The organism is Mesorhizobium huakuii (assembly GCF_014189455.1).
In the GTDB taxonomy this organism is placed as follows: Bacteria; Pseudomonadota; Alphaproteobacteria; order Rhizobiales; family Rhizobiaceae; genus Mesorhizobium; species Mesorhizobium huakuii_A.
This window is the reverse complement of the sequence record NZ_CP050296.1, coordinates 6,463,419-6,478,612: the sequence shown is the minus strand read 5'-3', so window position 1 is coordinate 6,478,612 and position 15,194 is coordinate 6,463,419. Positions and strand designations below refer to the sequence as shown.

20 protein-coding genes and 3 pseudogenes are annotated in these 15,194 nt (G+C 58.5%); 10 read left to right on the top strand and 13 right to left on the bottom strand.

The features are described from left to right. Window positions 1-3: 3 nt before the first annotated feature. Window positions 4-219, top strand: a complete 216-nt coding sequence (locus tag HB778_RS31670; protein WP_183459631.1) for a hypothetical protein — start codon at window positions 4-6, stop codon at window positions 217-219. Between the two features lie 544 nt (window positions 220-763). On the opposite strand, the gene HB778_RS31665 is transcribed toward HB778_RS31670, so the two are convergent. Next, window positions 764-940: a Flp family type IVb pilin gene (locus HB778_RS31665; protein ID WP_183459630.1), complete on the bottom strand. Its 177-nt coding sequence runs from the start codon at window positions 938-940 to the stop codon at window positions 764-766. Window positions 941-1,212: 272 nt separating this feature from the next. Between HB778_RS31665 and HB778_RS31660 the strand changes: the two genes are divergently transcribed. The 3 genes from HB778_RS31660 to HB778_RS31650 are packed head-to-tail and all read left to right on the top strand — an operon-like array spanning window position 1,213 to window position 2,126. Then, entirely contained in the window at window positions 1,213-1,689 is a 477-nt protein-coding gene (locus HB778_RS31660) for a DUF982 domain-containing protein (protein WP_183459628.1), read from the top strand. Window positions 1,690-1,724: 35 nt separating this feature from the next. Then, complete coding sequence (locus tag HB778_RS31655) at window positions 1,725-1,871, top strand: hypothetical protein (protein ID WP_432421217.1); 147 nt, start codon at window positions 1,725-1,727, stop codon at window positions 1,869-1,871. A gap of 48 nt (window positions 1,872-1,919) precedes the next feature. Next, window positions 1,920-2,126, top strand: a complete 207-nt coding sequence (locus HB778_RS31650; RefSeq protein ID WP_244661703.1) for a hypothetical protein — start codon at window positions 1,920-1,922, stop codon at window positions 2,124-2,126. 195 nt (window positions 2,127-2,321) lie between these two features. Here HB778_RS31650 and HB778_RS31645 read toward each other — a convergent pair whose 3' ends face one another. Further along, window positions 2,322-2,531, bottom strand: coding sequence for a hypothetical protein (locus HB778_RS31645; protein WP_183459624.1), 210 nt, complete (start codon window positions 2,529-2,531; stop codon window positions 2,322-2,324). 207 nt (window positions 2,532-2,738) lie between these two features. On the opposite strand from HB778_RS31645, the gene HB778_RS31640 reads away from it, so the two are divergent. Continuing rightward, entirely contained in the window at window positions 2,739-3,158 is a 420-nt protein-coding gene (locus HB778_RS31640; protein ID WP_244661702.1) for an inorganic diphosphatase, read from the top strand. Between the two features lie 51 nt (window positions 3,159-3,209). Here HB778_RS31640 and HB778_RS31635 read toward each other — a convergent pair whose 3' ends face one another. After that, complete coding sequence (locus HB778_RS31635; protein ID WP_183459622.1) at window positions 3,210-3,401, bottom strand: hypothetical protein; 192 nt, start codon at window positions 3,399-3,401, stop codon at window positions 3,210-3,212. A 326-nt stretch (window positions 3,402-3,727) separates the two neighbouring features. Between HB778_RS31635 and HB778_RS31630 the strand changes: the two genes are divergently transcribed. Then, window positions 3,728-4,012, top strand: coding sequence for a hypothetical protein (locus HB778_RS31630; protein ID WP_183459620.1), 285 nt, complete (start codon window positions 3,728-3,730; stop codon window positions 4,010-4,012). Between the two features lie 111 nt (window positions 4,013-4,123). On the opposite strand, the gene HB778_RS31625 is transcribed toward HB778_RS31630, so the two are convergent. Then, on the bottom strand, window positions 4,124-4,327 hold the full coding sequence (locus HB778_RS31625; RefSeq protein WP_183459618.1) for a CsbD family protein: 204 nt from the start codon (window positions 4,325-4,327) through the stop codon (window positions 4,124-4,126). A gap of 194 nt (window positions 4,328-4,521) precedes the next feature. Beyond that, window positions 4,522-4,810, bottom strand: a pseudogene (locus HB778_RS31620) (TCP-1/cpn60 chaperonin family protein); the annotation flags it as partial. A 700-nt stretch (window positions 4,811-5,510) separates the two neighbouring features. Here HB778_RS31620 and HB778_RS31615 point away from each other — a divergent pair. Continuing rightward, window positions 5,511-5,732: a hypothetical protein gene (locus tag HB778_RS31615; protein ID WP_183459616.1), complete on the top strand. Its 222-nt coding sequence runs from the start codon at window positions 5,511-5,513 to the stop codon at window positions 5,730-5,732. Between the two features lie 204 nt (window positions 5,733-5,936). On the opposite strand, the gene HB778_RS31610 is transcribed toward HB778_RS31615, so the two are convergent. Beyond that, window positions 5,937-6,194, bottom strand: coding sequence for a hypothetical protein (locus HB778_RS31610; RefSeq protein WP_183459614.1), 258 nt, complete (start codon window positions 6,192-6,194; stop codon window positions 5,937-5,939). Between the two features lie 227 nt (window positions 6,195-6,421). On the opposite strand from HB778_RS31610, the pseudogene HB778_RS31605 reads away from it, so the two are divergent. From HB778_RS31605 to HB778_RS31595, 3 genes and pseudogenes are all read left to right on the top strand, one after another. Continuing rightward, window positions 6,422-6,872, top strand: a pseudogene (locus tag HB778_RS31605) (Hsp20 family protein). Window positions 6,873-7,003: 131 nt separating this feature from the next. After that, a pseudogene (locus HB778_RS31600) lies at window positions 7,004-7,437 on the top strand (Hsp20/alpha crystallin family protein). 229 nt (window positions 7,438-7,666) lie between these two features. Further along, window positions 7,667-7,879, top strand: a complete 213-nt coding sequence (locus HB778_RS31595; RefSeq protein ID WP_244661701.1) for a DUF982 domain-containing protein — start codon at window positions 7,667-7,669, stop codon at window positions 7,877-7,879. Between the two features lie 295 nt (window positions 7,880-8,174). Here the strand turns inward: HB778_RS31595 and HB778_RS43545 are convergent, their stop codons facing one another. The 7 genes from HB778_RS43545 to HB778_RS31565 form a co-directional block, all read right to left on the bottom strand. Continuing rightward, window positions 8,175-8,612: a PLP-dependent transferase gene (locus HB778_RS43545; RefSeq protein WP_183459612.1), complete on the bottom strand. Its 438-nt coding sequence runs from the start codon at window positions 8,610-8,612 to the stop codon at window positions 8,175-8,177. Window positions 8,613-8,822: 210 nt separating this feature from the next. Continuing rightward, complete coding sequence (locus HB778_RS31585; RefSeq protein WP_432421216.1) at window positions 8,823-11,153, bottom strand: cation:proton antiporter; 2,331 nt, start codon at window positions 11,151-11,153, stop codon at window positions 8,823-8,825. Between the two features lie 501 nt (window positions 11,154-11,654). Further along, a complete protein-coding gene (locus HB778_RS31580; RefSeq protein ID WP_432421215.1) occupies window positions 11,655-12,761 on the bottom strand; it encodes a YihY/virulence factor BrkB family protein in 1,107 nt (368 codons plus the stop codon). Next, the gene (locus HB778_RS41875) at window positions 12,758-13,255 is read right to left on the bottom strand and encodes a sensor histidine kinase (RefSeq protein WP_244661700.1); all 498 of its coding nucleotides are present in this window, start codon (window positions 13,253-13,255) and stop codon (window positions 12,758-12,760) included. Before HB778_RS41875 ends, HB778_RS31580 begins: the two co-directional genes overlap by 4 nt. A gap of 119 nt (window positions 13,256-13,374) precedes the next feature. Further along, window positions 13,375-13,935, bottom strand: a complete 561-nt coding sequence (locus HB778_RS41870) for a PAS domain-containing protein (protein WP_244661699.1) — start codon at window positions 13,933-13,935, stop codon at window positions 13,375-13,377. Continuing rightward, window positions 13,920-14,219, bottom strand: a complete 300-nt coding sequence (locus HB778_RS31570) for a VOC family protein (protein ID WP_244661698.1) — start codon at window positions 14,217-14,219, stop codon at window positions 13,920-13,922. Before HB778_RS31570 ends, HB778_RS41870 begins: the two co-directional genes overlap by 16 nt. A gap of 695 nt (window positions 14,220-14,914) precedes the next feature. Further along, window positions 14,915-15,100: a hypothetical protein gene (locus tag HB778_RS31565; RefSeq protein ID WP_111549063.1), complete on the bottom strand. Its 186-nt coding sequence runs from the start codon at window positions 15,098-15,100 to the stop codon at window positions 14,915-14,917. Between the last annotated feature and the right edge of the window lie 94 nt (window positions 15,101-15,194).

Here is a 15,194-nt window from a genome sequence, read left to right as displayed (position 1 = left end):
AGCATGGCAATTCCATTTAATCGCTATCTGGTGACCTTCGAGCGGCACGGTAGGGTTATCGCTCGTGAGTCAGTTACAGCGCCACGAGAGTCAGATGCCCTAGTTGCCGCCGCGCGCCGTCATGCCGATATTTCGCTAAACGACGGCACCGTGAAGGTAGGGGCGATCGTAACTGGATCACAAAAAAAATTGCCGGACCTCAAGCACAGGAAAGGCTGACTTGGTCGGCGAGAGCGAAGGCTCGGCCCCGCGACGCAATAAGTCAAGCCGGGGCTGCTTTGCTACGTGGCGAGGAGGATTGACGGCCATGCCTCGCTGGCATATTCCCGAAGGAGCACGAAACGGGGGTGTTAAGAAGGACCAGCGCGTCGCCTACGCGTTGATGCCGTTTCCTCGGGGTGAGCGGAACCTCCGACGACTCCGCAGGTTTTGCCGATGGCGACGGTGTCTCCTGCACGCGTCGCCGGCGCAGGTTGGTCGGCCCGCGTATGCGCAACAGGCGCGGCCACATTTGGCCGAAGGTGAGCTATCAGTCGGCGATTTGGCGGAGCGGGTGGGTATTTGCCAGAGCGCTCTATCTACCAGCTCAAGGATTTGCGCACTCTCGGGTTCGTCACTCGAAGGCGGAGCCGTAGAACCATTTATTACTCCTGCAAGTCGGCCCCCGTGCTGCGGGTCATTCGACTGATGGGGATGCTCGCCGAATGAGACGAAACGCTCCCTTGATAGTCGCGCAGGTTGGAACCTAACTCTAACAGAGATTTTACGACCCGCTGCCGTTGACCGTGTTGCCAATCGCCTTGAACTTGGCGTTGACCGAATTGCCAAGCGCGCCGGCCCCGGCGACGATGGCGAGTGCGATCAAGGCGGCGATAAGACCATACTCGATCGCGGTTGCGCCGGATTGATCCCGGATGAAACGGGAGACTATTTTTCTCATCTTCAGCCCCCGTTTCAGCCCTAAACGCTAATGAAATTCTAATAGCTCACCGCAAGTTGCAAGTCAGTTAAGTTTTGAGGTTTCGAGATAGTGAATTTTTGCCGAGCTTTTGCGCACCTCGTTGGGGTTTGAAGCCTGAGAGGCTTTGGCGGCGCATACGTGGGGGAAGTGCGTTGCTCGGCCACTACGGCAGCAACATGGGCCACGTACGTAGAAGTGGATGGAACGAGTTGTCGCTTCCTTCGTTCGCTTGTGAAAACTAGGGCCACAGCATGCGCGATCCGTTCTTTGGGGAACCCGTGATCATTGAGATGCGAAAGCCGGGTGCATTTCGCACAATCGTTAGCGTGTCTGAGGCCGCGATTTTTATGATGGAGCGATGGCCCGCCGAGCACGGGACGCTCTATATTGCTGCACTGCAAGCTTGTACAGGCCGGATCACCACCACTGCGGAGATCGAAATGGCCCGCCAGGCCTTTCTCGCTGCGGCACAAGAAGCGGGCCTGCTGGTCTTGCAATCTGAACCAAGGCCCCGGTCGCCGCGTGGGACGCCATCAAATCTGAACTCTGCGGGGGATGGAAAACGGAAGAACCGGGCGCGGATGGAAGAAGAGGAGGACTTTCTCGTCCGATTCCTCGCGCGCGAGACCGGAATTACCGAGGCGCAGGCCAAGGAACTGATCAAAATAGTCGGCACTGACCGTTCCTCGTTGCTACGGGAGGCCAGGGTATTGAAGGGTCTATATTAGTCAATGACTACACGCGGGATCAACTTTCTCGACCAATGGCTGACCAACAACGTTCCGAGACTGCGAAGGCAGAAGTCTTATCGGTCGACGAGTTGACTCACAAGTTGATTTCCGATGCCAAGGCGGTCGGTATCAAGCGCGGCGAGATCGATGAAGAGGTCAACAGTCTCTCCCATACTTGATTCTATCGTGCACTACGATGCGGGACTGCCCGAATGAGCGCCCGTGGGATGGACTTCCTCAACAATTGGGTGGCTGAACATTTGCCGATTGCCAGGAAAGGCGACCCAATTGCCGCCAGAGACTTGGCAGATCAAATGATGAAAGCCGCCCAGGAATCAGGGATCAAGCCTGACGAGATCAATGAAGAGGTCTGGAGCGTTTCCGAAGTCATCTTCGAGGCGATGCGTCAACGCCACGGCGGCCCAACGGGTTGAGACGTTCACAATCCGTTTCCATTTTGGTCTTACCTGACGTGATGGGTGAGCTACGCTTTCCGCAAGCCTTGCCCCCAGGCCGGTCGCGAGGACCAGAATCTGTCATTCACGGGCCATCCAGAGATTCCAGGGCAGCGCTAGACAGCGCGACGCCGACGCCTTCCCCGTGATGTGGGCAGCTGGGCTGCGCTTCGTCTACTTCCCTTCCTGACGCTTTTCGATTTCGTACGTGAGCCATCGACAGAACATGCCAGCAATTGACGTTGCGACGCCGACCAGCAGGCAGGCGATGAGCAGCGGGCTTTGCGAAGCGCTCTTCCAACTCACGATGGCGAGCAGGACAACGCTAACTGTTGAAATAAAATAGCCCAAGCCCTTGAGCATGTGCAGAGCAGTTTTTGTCATGTCTGCAATCTCCTTTGGCGGCCGCTCCCTTGGAACATTCTTGATCTCCCGAAGTTCCAGAGCCGGCTCACATCTGCGAGGCGCCTCGAATGCCACACTTTCTAAAGCTGCCAACGATGACGGATGGTCTGATCAGCGTGGTGGTCGAAACCCCACGTGGCGCAGCTGCGAAATTAGCCTTTGACCCAGCGAGTCAGGTTTTTAGCTATGTCCGCCCCCCTGCCGGTTGGGATGAGTTACCCATACGACTGGGGCTTTATCCCCTCCACACTGGGCCAGGATGGTGACCCCCTAGATGGACTCGTCATTCATCAGGCTGCTACCGCGCCAGGCGTAGTCATCAAATGCCACTTGGTTGGTGCGTTGCGCGTCAAGCAGAAAGATCAGGGTGGCGAGGCCTTGCGCAATGACCGCTTTATCTTCTGTCCTCACAAGGAGGATGCAGAAGACGAACCCGTGACCACAGGCCAAGTGCCCGACCACCTCAGGCGGGAAATCGAGCAATTTTTTCTTTCTTCGGTGGTTGGCACCGGCAAAACCATCAAATTCAAGGGCTGGCAGGGCGCAGACCAAGCTCTAGAAGGTATCAGGAGGGGTATGAAGGCCTTCACTGCTCGGCGGGGTTGACGTGGCAGTGTGGGGGCAGGGCGATCCCATCCATCGCCCTGCCAAACCGCACTAGAGGCGCACAACCTTATCGAGATGCAGGCGCATCCGCTGCCCTTCTGCAAACGCTAGGGCGTAGGATTCAAGCTCGAACGAGCGGCTGTATTCCTTCCCGTCCTCAACGACGCGGACGAACCATTCGCCGCAAGCCTCAACAACTTCAACCACCGTAGGAATCGTGCCGTTAGAGACCGTGCTGTCCATCGCAATTGCCTCATGCAAAAAAGGGACAACAGCGAATATATATGACGGCGGAAATCAGCGATTCAAGACCAAAATTCTGTACGCTTTTTGCTAATGCGAGCGGCAGAGCCGGCCGGTCCCTCCATTGCCCGAATGGCGCTGGCCAGGCGGGAATTGGGTTGTGGCCAGCGCCGTTGCCGTGGAAAAGTTGCCTGAATTCCGCAGTGGCTTGGGGGGCGTCTGGCCGTCGTCGCGCGGCCGTTCGAGCGTCGGGGAACCAGTTAAGTTTGCGCACGTTTTTCCTGCAGGTCGCATTTTGTTCAATGACCTGACAGGAGGATACTCAGATGAACATCAAGATGCTTTCGCTCGGCGCAATGGCGCTCGCAATGATGACTGGTTCAGCACTCGCCGCTGGCAACACCTCTGCCCTCGACGATCCGGCAAAGATGTCGCCGTTCTTTACCGATGCCGGTATGAAAACATTGAGGTCGGAAAAGGATTTCAAGACCGCGTGGATGGCGATGAAACCCGAAGAGCAGAAGGCGGTGTTGAAAGACTGCGGCGATACCAAAATTAACAAGACGACGCACGCCGACTTCTGCGCAATGGCAAAGAAGATGGGCGGCTGAACCTAAGCCGAGCGCCGGAGGCGGACTCTGTACCCGCTTCCGGTGCTTTCTTAGCCTTGGCCTCTCATCCGGATGGCAACGGGCTGCGCGGCGCCATTGGAACTTGACCTTCTACCAACGTTGCTTTCCATACCAGTCATCAATATCGCGCCGCGCCCGATCCTTTTCGATGCCGTAGCGTTCTTGAATTTTGCCTTCGAGTTGGTCGCGCTTACCGGCGATGCGGTCAAGGTCATCATCAGTGAGTTTTCCCCACTTTTCCTTGACCTTACCCTTTACCTGCTTCCAGTTTCCTTCGACGCGATTCCAGTCCATGGCAACCTCCTTCGTTGAAAAATCTGAAACGTCGTCCGGCGAGGGTGGTTCCAGACAAAAAGTCGGGGATTATCACCGTTGCCGATTGGGGTCGTGTCGCTCAAGCGGACACATCAGGTCCGGCCGCAATCCACGGGATAGCTATACAGTGAAACGCTTGTCCGCGCCCATGGGCGCGGACACTGCCGTTGCCATCAAAAGTCCATGCCGCCACCCGGCGTTTGCCGGAACTGCGGGCTCCTTCTTCGGCTTCTCGGCCACCATGGCTTCGGTGGCACCAGTAGGCCGGCGACCGAGGCCGCGTCCTGGAGCGCGGTCCGCACCACCTTGACCGGATCGATGACGCCCTCGTTGTAGAGGTCGCCGAACGCGTTGGTACGTGCGTTCCAGCGCCAGCCGAATTCCGGCTTCTCACGTAGCTTGCCGACGATGATGGAGTTCCGCACCGGCGTTCTCGGCGATCTGCCGCACATTATACTGAACATGATGCGACTTGGCCAAGCAGGGAACGCCTCTTTAGCCGCCACGGCACCCGATTAAAGGAGGTCCTGGCTGTCAGGTTGCCTGACACCCCTTGAACCTAAAGGAGGTTTTCCAATCTCTTTCTATGTCGAGCGCAGCTTGGCGGATGTCGGGTCGAATTAAGCTTGGTGAACTGGCCAAAATCGTCGGCAGTTGCCCTTCGCTTACCGTACCGGTTGCAGTGATGACCGAGACAGATGCAGCGTGGGGCGGCTGACGGGGCTTGACCAGCGGAGACTTCGCTATTGCCGTTTATTCGCTTGATCATCATTGTCGTCATGATGGCATGTTTCGCGCTCTTGTTTGCGAAACTGGTCCGCCAGTCAGAGAAGGCAAGTTTCAGATCGTTGCCCGATGCCTCGCGCTGCGGCGAAGCGGTTGACTGTGTGCCAAAACTACCCCCGGCCAAGGACTAGTAGCCGTTTTGCGATTGTGCTTGCTCCTGAAGTCGGATCGAGGCAGGCCACTGCTACAGCACGGCAGGGCGACGGATAAAGACGCCCCCATGAAGCGCGTGATGCTTCCGGTCGTTGCTTAGCGTGTCATCGCCTGGGGGCCACACGACGGCGTCGGCATAGGTCGTGATGTCAAAATGGCGCCAAAATCGTTGGCGATCAAAATGCACGTGCCCTTTTGGGCTGACATTGAATGGAGGTTAGCAATGATCCGCAAAGTCGGAATCGCCAGTGCACTTGTCGCCATTTTCAGCATCCCCGCGTTTGCAGCCACGGAGTACTGGGTGGCCAAGGATGCAGCGACCAAGAAGTGTGAGGTGGTGACCAAAAAACCTGACGGCACAAAACTGACCGATGCCGGAAACAAGACATATACAAGCAAGGCCAATGCCGAAAAAGCATTAAAGGAACTGGCTGCTTGTAAATAACTGACAGGCTAGTGAAGGCCGCCCGGCCTGCTCATGGGCGGCCTGCACTGAGCCCAATCGTAGCTGGCAAGGCACCTACGACGGCCTCGCGAACTGTCATGCGGACGACACGCAGTTGTTGGGCTAGGGCGCGCAACTCTGCTACGATCCTCAAGATCTTAAACGGCGCGCTTTGAACCGTCGAAATATCGTGGCGATCCATGCTCAATTGTCGACGTCCGGATGCATCTGGGCCTGATCTGCTAGGTCGCCCTCGTCGTCGGGCTCGATCAAGTCGATTAGCGCTGCGACCCGCGTTCCCGGCAACGGTCGCCCTTGGCTCATTAGCGCCTCGTCGCCAAAGGCCCAGGCCCATGCCGCTCTCAACTCCTTGAGCGAGGCGCCGGACGCGATGATCTCCGCAATTGTCACGTCGTCTATGGGCCCGAGGACCGAGACGACGTCCTGGCGTGTCATGGTCATCCTTTCCTCCGTTCGAAATACCCGCGATGTAGATGGGCATTCAATGGAGCGCTTGCCACTAGGTATTGAAGACCTTCCCGAAACGGCGTTACCGATCCCTCTTGACGCAGCGGAAATCAATTCCCAGCTCATTCTCACCGGTTGCCGCGTAAGGGGCCGATGTGTCGGGGAGCGCCATGCTTCTTGGCGTTCACTCGTATCTATGTTGCTCCAAGGAGGATGTAGTTATGAGAGCGAACCTGGACTTCCCCCCCTTCTATCGGTCGAGCATCGGCTTTGACCGCATGTTCAATCTGCTCGAAAACGCCAGTCGGCCGCAAAACGCGGACAATTGGCCGCCCTACCATTCCGCCAAGCTCGGCGAAGACACCTACCGCATTATCCTTGCGGTCGCTGGTTTCGGCGAATACGAGCTGATGTTCACGCATCAGCCAAATATGCTCGAGGGCGCCAAGACAGAGAACGAAGACGTCCAGTACCTCCATCATGGTCTGGCGCTGAGATCGTTCGCGCGTCAATTTCGAATTGGCCGATCATGTAATCATAGTCAGGGCGAAGTTCGAAAACGGTCTGCTGATCGTCGACCTCAAGAAAGAGGTTCCTGAGGAGATGAAGCCGCGACGGATTCGATGCCGGCAGAACGCGGCGTCCAAGCGCATTGAAAGCGCGGCGGCCTGACCTTCTGCGGCCCCACCCCGTTGTGTCGTGGGTGGGCCAACCGTGACCCAACACGAAAGAATTAACGAAAGGAGAAGGACAAATGCGTACGTGACTTGATTCCCTGGAGCCGTGGCTACCGCGGAGAAGACATGGATCCGTTCCTGTCGCTGCATCGTAACGTCAACCGGCTATTCGACGATGCGTTCCGCGGTTTTGACACGTCTTCGGTATTGGGCCGCATGGCTCCGTTCAACGGTACTTGGCCAAGCGTGGAATTCTCGGAAACCGATAATGAAATCCGGGTGACGGCCGAAATCCCAGGCCTCGATGAAAATGACATCGAGGTTCATGCTGGATGATGGTGTCTTCTTCGCGGCGAGAAGAAAGCAGAGACCGAGGACAAGGACCGCCAGTTCAGCGAACGCTACTTGGACGTTTCGAGCGGCGCTTCAGTCTCGGCCGTGAAGTTGAAGACGACTAGGTGGCGGCCACGTTCAAGAACGGTGTGCTCACCGTGACACTGCCGAACACCAAAAAGGCGCAGGCAAACGCCAAGCGCATTGCAATCAACGGCAGCAAATGACGGTCGCGAAAGAGGGCCGGGGCTCGTCAAGCCTGGCCCTCGCAGATGGCGAGGACGGTTAAGTGACGTCCAACAGCCTCGAACTAAAGAGTCGTCATGGGATGCTGAATCAACATTGCAATCACTGGGAGATAACAAATGACCAGTCTGGCTTTCCTTGCCCCCGTGCAGGTTAAGACCAATGACGTGAGACACGACATCAATTCGGTGCGGGGAGGCGCTCGTATTCTTGAATCAATGGCCGAAGGCCCGTCGGGGACCGGTATACTGCTGCGCATTGAGGAGCTGCAATGCCGCAATCGCCGGGCAGATGACAACCGAACAGGGGCGACAGGCATTTGCCGGCTTTGCCAGGACAGCTGGGGTGCTGGCCAAATCCGATGTTTCGCCATTGGGCGGCGTCGATCAAAAGCTGTCCGTTTCTGGGCGCGGTTTAGATTAGAGCCTGTCGATATTCCATCCTGAACGGCGGCGGGCATCTCAGCACGCGGGAGCTCGCTACTCATATGGGAGGTTCGGCAGGAATGCCGTGCGCTATTCCGGTGTACGACGGGCGGCCGGCCGCGCCGCTCGGATAAGCAATTAGCAGGGGGTACAGGTGGTCGAGCATCTTGGATCTTTCGCTGGCCTCTCACCCTGATTCATTTCGGGTACTACACCTCCAGACGTCGTATTGAGGGCCTCCATCCTGAGGGTGCGCGAGGCCCACAGACATTCTCGGTAAGCCGCCTGGAGCTCTAGACCTGGGACCCTCGACGGACCGGCGATGCTCGATCAGGGAATGCGTTCGGCCCAGGCTTGTCGCCCGGACGACAAGCTCGAGGCGGCTGGCCACGGCCATCGCGGCATCGGTTCCACCTTCGACGATGAAGGAAAGCATCGCTCCCTAACCGCTCATTTGCCGCGTAGCCAGATTCGTGTCCCGGATCATCTTGCAGGCCTGGGAAGAGCACTTTCTCGACGCGTGGATGAGACGCCAGGGCCTGCGCAACCTTCTGGGCGCCTTCCCAATGAGCGGGCATGCGGATCGGCAAGGTCCCGTATTCGTCGCCGCTCGGTCGGCCGCCACTGGTCCAGAAACACAAGGGCAGCGTGTCTGCAGCCCTCGGAGTGCCAACCAACAGTCGAAGGGTGCTGCGCGAGTGGCCGCCAATATACTTTGTCGCCGAATGCATGACCGCATCCGCCCCACAACGCGGATCATTGGGTTTGACGGCGTCTCGACGCACACGAGACCAGTGCGCTTTGACGTGATTCCGGTCCGTGTTCTTTGAAGGCGCCAAGGCCAAAAACCAAGCTGCGGTTCTCCCTTCGATTACGAAATGGGATATGATCATCACGGTAGATGGCAGTTTGTCCACATTGTTTGTGAATTTGCTTCAATGTCAGGCGGCTACCGGCTCCGCACCAGTGATGATAGTGCGCTTGATGCGCTCACTGGCCAGAAGCACAATTGGACAGTTACAGGCCGCAAGAACGGCGCTGGCGGTGTCGCCGAAGAACAGCTCTTCGCCCGGGCGCTGGGTGACGCCCATCACCACCATCGCCGCACCGCTAGCCACCTCCCTGATGATCGCCTTGTCGGGCGTTGCGCGGGTGCGGATCGCGGTGTCGACAGGCACGCCGTAACGAGCGGCGAGATCGGCGATATCCTTGAGCACGGCCTCTTCGCGCCGATGCGAAACGGATGTCGGCTTGCGGCCTCTGGTTGCGCCTTGCGAGACGTAGAGGACCTTGACCCGCGCCCGGTTTGGACGGGCTAGCGCCAATGCGAAGTCGGCAGCGCGACGCGCCACTTCCGTGCCGTTGACAGGCACCAGAATGCTGGTGCCGGCTTTGAAAGTCGGCATCTTGTCGGCGGTCTCGCCGCCATTCAGGATCAGGCAAAGCGGACCCTCAAACCCGCCAGTGATGTCGTTGAGTGCTGGCGTGAACGAGCCCTTTTCCGTCAGCACATTGTCGAGGCCGACCAGCAGCATGCCGTAGCCCTTGAGGGCCTCTTCGGCGATGGTCTCGCCGGTCGCCTGGGATTCCGTGCGCGCGGTCAGGTGCACCTTGTCGACCAGCGTGTCTTCGGTCCGTTTTACGGCCTGGGCGCTTTTTTCCGCACCCTTTTTGATTTCCCTCAGAGCCCCCTCCGGTCCCTTTGTGTCGGTCGGCCTGTCGATCCGGCCGTCTTTCAGGTGCAGCAGAGTGGTCAGCATGCCACTGCTGCCGCCGACCAGCCCGGCGAGATAGGCGGTGAACTTGCCGATTCTGCTGTCATCGACCACCACGAGGAGCCGCTCCAGCTTGGAGACAAAGCCATGTTCGTCCAGCGCCTCGCGATCAACGCGCTGCTTCTCGTCTTGGCCGAGCGGCAGCCGGCCAAGCGCCCAGCGTAGCATCGGTGGCATGGCCAAGGTGGTGATGACTGCCATGGTGACGATCATGGTGAAAAGGTTGTGCGACAGGATGTTCATCGACAGGCCGATGCTGGCGACAATGACTTCTGTTGAGCCACGCGCATTCATCGCGCTGCCGACGGCGGTTGCTTCCTTGAAGGACATGCCGGCGAACTTGCCGCCGATGAACGCACCGCTGAACTTGCCGACGCTGGCGATGACGACGAGTGCAACCGTCAGCATCGCAAGCGTTGGATCGGCGAGCACGGTGAGGTCGGCCGAAAGCCCGGCCATGCCGAAGAAGATCGGCATGAACAGCGCGGTAATAACGCCGCGAAGCTGACCCTCGATGTGGCTGGACAAAATTGGCGATTCGCCGACCAGGATGCCGGCGACAAAAGCGCCGAGCACCGTGTGGACACCGATCAGATTCGTGATCAGCGCCATCACCCCCATGATGATGAGGATCACGGTGATCACCGCATATTCGCTGCGGAAGGCATCGTTGGTCCAGCGGATCAAGGTGAACACCAGGCGCCGGCCGATGGTGAAGGAGAACACCATGAACACCGCAACCTCGGCAACGGTGGTCACCAGTGGCACAAGCTGCAGGCTCCCGTTGGTGGCGATGCCGAAGGTTACGGCGATGATCAGCCAGCCGATCGTGTCCTCGATGATCGCCGAGGAAATGATCACCTGGCCGAGGTTGCGGCGCATGAAGTTCATCTCGCGTACCACCATGGCGACGATCTTGACCGACGAGATCGACAGTGCGGTGCCTAGGAACAGGCCAGCGACGATGCGTTGTGTCGGGTCGGGCAGCAAACTGTCCGGCAGGAATTGTGCTAGGGCGAAGCCGCAGATGAAGGGCACGACGACACCGGTGACCGAGATGGAGAAACAGGCCGCGCCAACCCGGCGCACCAGCCGCAGATCCGTTTCCATGCCGGTCAGCAGAAGCAGCATCAGGATGCCGAGCTGCGAGACGGCGTCGATCATTCCCTTCTGTGCAGGGTCGCTTGGAAAGATCAGATGCTGCGCCGACGGCCACAGCCAGCCGAACAGCGAAGGACCGAGCAGGATGCCGCCGATCAGCTGGCCCATGATCGCCGGCTGGCCATAGCGCTGCAGCAGCTCGCCCAGGCCACGCCCGACCAGGAGCAGGAGAACGATTTCGGCGACGAACGTGCCTTCGGCTGAACCACCCATACCAGACGTCTTGGCGCCGGCGGCGGCCGCTTCCGCCGCCCAGCTAGCGGTCGGCACGACCAGGCCGAGCGCACAAAACAACAACGCCTTCACGATTGGCCGCGTCGACGCCTGAGAATTCATGAAGCCCCCCGCTGTACTATGTGGTTGCCGAACAACGCGCGACAGGGGTTTGCGTTGCCGCTCTAAATGTACACGTCGCCGTGGGAGAGCCGAGAAGTCCGTGATTTGGAGACCGAATTACCTTACCACATCCCTTTGTTAACAAACACATATTTAGAGAATCTTCGGCCCGTGTGCAACGTTTTGTGTAACGAAAGGCGGTTCAAGACCTGGTATTGGCCTCGCATGTCACTGCCAAATGACTGATCTGACCGCGGCAGCACAGATGTGTACCACTTCCCTGCCTCGCCGATCTTTCGCATCTGCAAATGGGGGTTGTTGGTCTCCCGCCACTCGCGCAGCACGATCCGGTCCAGATCCGAACGCCTTATGTTCATCTCAACAGCCAGGGAGTTGAGCCTGTAGAACAGCGTCCGTCGAAATCGAGTGCCGGACCGCATTCCGATCGATCATGTGCTCCTCGGTATAGTTGACTGTCATGAGACTTCTCCGGCTTTGAACTTACGGGCGACGCCGAGGACCCAGCGTAAAGATGGTCATCATTGCACTCACGCACGCCATCGCTATCAGCGCGACAACGCCAGCAGAGTTGGACTTTTGCTCTGCGCGAAATGGGACGACGTGTTTTGCAGGCAAAGCACTGTGAACCAGCGCGTCCAGATCAGACCTGCTGCCGTGTCGAACGGAATAGGCGCGAGTGAATTCCGCGCCGAGAAGGAAAATTTCCGATGAGTAGTAAACCCATAGTAGTATAACGAGCAGGCCGCCGGCGGCCCCATATGAGGACGCGATCGCGCTGGAGCCGATATACCAGCCGATAAGCGATTTTCCGAGCGTGAACAGGGCAGCGGTCACTACAGCACCAATCCCCACATCGCGCCATTCGAGGGTTCGATCGGGCAAAACTTTGTAAATGGCAGCGAACATCCCTGAGATCAGGGCAAACGAAACAACCGCGTTGATCAAGCCGAGGACGATTGTGCCGAACGGCATGTGAGCGTTGATGATGTTGCCCAGCGCCGAGATCGCTGCGCTGGCAACGAGAGATACGAGCAACATGAAACCGAGTGCAGCGACCAAACCCAGACTTGCTGCACGTGCGCGCACCAGCCGCGACAACGAACTGCCCTTGGGTTCGACCTTCCATATTGTGTTCAACGACTGCTGCATTTCGCCAAATACCCCGGAGGCGGTGGCGAACAAGGTGACAATGCCGATGACCGCTGCCCAGGTCCCCGATAATTTGCCGGATGCGCTCTCGAGCGCGGTCTGAAGGAGACTTGCGCTTTCTGGACCCATCAAGCCCGAGATCTGGGCAGACAAAGCCAATTGGGCTGCTTCATGACTGAAAGCGAGCCCTGCGATTGCGACCACGATGAGGAGAATTGGCGCCAACGATGTGGTTCCGTAGAAAGCCATTGCCGCGCCATGGCTAAGTGCATTGTCGTTGACAAAGCCAACGACGCTTTCTCGCACCAAGTCCCATCCATCTCTGATCACGGGTCGCATTTTGAGACCGTTGGCAATGAGCGGCGACTTTGCCCATTGGCAATGCGCGAGGACCTCCAATGTTCCGGTTGTTGGCATTTTGGCAAGCGCACCGTTCAAGGGATGGTTGCGCGTACAGTTTGGTCCTCGCGCGCTCCAGCCTTCACGAACGACAGCGGCGCGTTCAGACGCCAGACGATTTCTCCCTCCGCGTGCTTCATCTCGCCAACGCCGCTAAGAGCCTGGGGGGCCACCCGCTTGAGAACGACGCTGCCGAATCCGGCTTTGCCGATGGACTTGATGCTTGGCCCGTCGCGTTCCAGCCATTCCAGCTTGAAGAGCCGCAGGTCCCCGACGGTCTCGATGTCCCATGTGACTTGCAACAATCCCCGGTGACCGGCGAGGACGCCGTACTTGGCCGAGTTGGTGCATAGCTCATGGAAGGCAATGCCGAGGTATTGCACGGCATTGGGACTGAGGATCAGGTCGGGTCCCGCCATGGCGATCAACTCGCCGCGCGGAAAGGGCTTGGCCTGCACCTCAAGAAGGTCTTTCAGCGTCGCGCCCTTCCGATCGGCTGATACAAGCAAATCGTGGGAGCGGGAGAGCGCCATAATCCGCTCCCTGACCTGTCTTTCAAACTGATCTGGTGTCTGCGAGCGTTTGTTGGTCTAACGGATCATCGACAGGATCACCGCATACTGGTTTTTAACGCGATGGTTGACCTCGCGCATCAGCATGCGGATGCGATGCTCGCTCTCCTTGGAGGCCGTGATGTCGCGGGCAATCTTCGAAGCGCGACAATGCGGCCGGCGGCGTTGCGGACCGGGGAGATCGTGAGGGACACCGGCACCAGCTCACCGTTTTTGCGCCTGCGGATGGTTTCGAAGCTCTCGACCCGATCACCGGCCCGGATGCGCTCGATGATCCGCGGCTCCTCATCCTGATGCTCGGGAGGAATGAGCAAGGTGATATTTTGGCCAATAGCTTCCTCCGGCCGGTAGCCAAAAAGACGCTGTGCGCCGCTGTTCCACGTTTTGATGATGCCATTCAAATCCTTGCTCACGATCGCGTCGAAGGATGACTCCACGATCGCCGACAAGTGCTGCGCCGCCTCCTCACCGGCTTTGCGGTCTGAGAGGTCGAGGAGCATATTGACGCCGCCGGTCAGATTCCCCTCGGCGTCACGCAGCGGTGTCGGAAAGGGCAGGAACCGAAAGAACGATCCGTCCGGGCATTGAGCAATCGCCTCGACATTGCGGACGGGACGGTTTTCCTTCAGGGTAATGGCCATGGGGCATTCATCGTGAGGCAGTTCCTCACCGTCTGCCGAGTCGTGACATGGATGGCGACATGAAAAAGATCGCGGGACTTTGACGGCAGGACGGTTGTTGCCCCGGCGTGCAGCACAATAAGGATCTTGCCGTCGACCCCGAGTTCGGCGATCCCGCCGTCCCTGGTCTGGGTCGAGAGGCCGACCACGTCACGCCAGACCGGTAAGGCGGCTGGAATGTCCACGACGCGCAGATGAACCGGGCCGAGATGGGTGGTGCTGGCCAGAATTTCTTGGCTCTTCATCGGCCGTTGTCTCCCTGCAGCGCTGGAACATTAGCTGCGAAACATATGCCTGTCTTGCGCTTAGTTCGGGTCGACCGCTCCCGGGCGCGTATTCGACTGTGGTAGCCGGGCCGTTGCCGCCCTTGCTGTCATTTTGCGATAGCCGGCGGATGGGGAGCAGATGGACAAGGCAAGCGGGGAGCACCGCTACGATGACTGGGACAAGCTCAACGCGGAGCAGGATGCGCTCGGCGCCTTCGAGCCCGTCATGACGCATTCCTTCGGAATTGATCCGTAGGACGGCCGGCCCGTGATGTTCCATTCTCAGATGATCTGCGACCTAGCGACCGTCGTCGACATCGGTGAGTCGTGATCGCCGAGCCTAAGCACATATTGAGGCCGACCGCTGGCTCTCCGCCCCAATGCCGCATCGTGGAGGTGGTGCGTCGCGACCGCGTAGGGTGGTCGTGGCATGAGTACCGATGTCCGCTTGGGTCAAAGTCGACATTCAGCCGGCAGGCAAATCAAGCTAACAGAGTAGCCGAGAATTTCGTCCAGTTCAGATCGCCACCGTGCACAGGTGGCTCTGAATCAGGTGCTTCTGCAAACGGTGAAGGAAGTCCCCAGACCGCCCCTTGGATCTTGTAGGGCTCTACGGGGCCGGTGAAGCCGCCCCTACGGTTGGGTAGCGACTGCGCGAGACCGGATGGCCATCGCTAGCTCTCCGCATGGCTAAAGACCACAGCGCCGTTGTCGTTACGAACTTCAACGGCGACGATTCCATCGTCACCTTTTCGGGTCTGGAACATCGAGATTGCATGGTCTTTCGCAGTCTTCTCGGCGTCGAACGTCTCCTTGTCGACGATGCCCTGTCTTCCGTACCAGATGACAGTGAAGGCCATTTTTGGTCGTTCCTTTGCGCCAAGCATACAGGAATTCAGGGCGGTAGGGGATGAAAGCACGGTGCCACATTCAAGCATTGGCGCTCCACAAGGC

Excerpts from the sequence above, each read along its gene's own strand:
- HB778_RS31670 (WP_183459631.1), top strand. The coding sequence starts at position 4 with ATGGCAATTCCATTTAATCGCTATCTGGTGACCTTCGAGCGGCACGGT.
- HB778_RS31665 (WP_183459630.1), bottom strand. The coding sequence starts at position 940 with ATGAGAAAAATAGTCTCCCGTTTCATCCGGGATCAATCCGGCGCAACC.
- HB778_RS31660 (WP_183459628.1), top strand. The coding sequence starts at position 1,213 with ATGCGCGATCCGTTCTTTGGGGAACCCGTGATCATTGAGATGCGAAAG.
- HB778_RS31655 (WP_432421217.1), top strand. The coding sequence starts at position 1,725 with ATGGCTGACCAACAACGTTCCGAGACTGCGAAGGCAGAAGTCTTATCG.
- HB778_RS31650 (WP_244661703.1), top strand. The coding sequence starts at position 1,920 with ATGGACTTCCTCAACAATTGGGTGGCTGAACATTTGCCGATTGCCAGG.
- HB778_RS31645 (WP_183459624.1), bottom strand. The coding sequence starts at position 2,531 with ATGACAAAAACTGCTCTGCACATGCTCAAGGGCTTGGGCTATTTTATT.
- HB778_RS31640 (WP_244661702.1), top strand. The coding sequence starts at position 2,739 with ATGTCCGCCCCCCTGCCGGTTGGGATGAGTTACCCATACGACTGGGGC.
- HB778_RS31635 (WP_183459622.1), bottom strand. The coding sequence starts at position 3,401 with ATGGACAGCACGGTCTCTAACGGCACGATTCCTACGGTGGTTGAAGTT.
- HB778_RS31630 (WP_183459620.1), top strand. The coding sequence starts at position 3,728 with ATGAACATCAAGATGCTTTCGCTCGGCGCAATGGCGCTCGCAATGATG.
- HB778_RS31625 (WP_183459618.1), bottom strand. The coding sequence starts at position 4,327 with ATGGACTGGAATCGCGTCGAAGGAAACTGGAAGCAGGTAAAGGGTAAG.
- HB778_RS31615 (WP_183459616.1), top strand. The coding sequence starts at position 5,511 with ATGATCCGCAAAGTCGGAATCGCCAGTGCACTTGTCGCCATTTTCAGC.
- HB778_RS31610 (WP_183459614.1), bottom strand. The coding sequence starts at position 6,194 with ATGACCATGACACGCCAGGACGTCGTCTCGGTCCTCGGGCCCATAGAC.
- HB778_RS43545 (WP_183459612.1), bottom strand. The coding sequence starts at position 8,612 with ATGCATTCGGCGACAAAGTATATTGGCGGCCACTCGCGCAGCACCCTT.
- HB778_RS31585 (WP_432421216.1), bottom strand. The coding sequence starts at position 11,153 with ATGAATTCTCAGGCGTCGACGCGGCCAATCGTGAAGGCGTTGTTGTTT.
- HB778_RS41875 (WP_244661700.1), bottom strand. The coding sequence starts at position 13,255 with ATGGCGCTCTCCCGCTCCCACGATTTGCTTGTATCAGCCGATCGGAAG.
- HB778_RS41870 (WP_244661699.1), bottom strand. The coding sequence starts at position 13,935 with ATGGCCATTACCCTGAAGGAAAACCGTCCCGTCCGCAATGTCGAGGCG.
- HB778_RS31570 (WP_244661698.1), bottom strand. The coding sequence starts at position 14,219 with ATGAAGAGCCAAGAAATTCTGGCCAGCACCACCCATCTCGGCCCGGTT.
- HB778_RS31565 (WP_111549063.1), bottom strand. The coding sequence starts at position 15,100 with ATGGCCTTCACTGTCATCTGGTACGGAAGACAGGGCATCGTCGACAAG.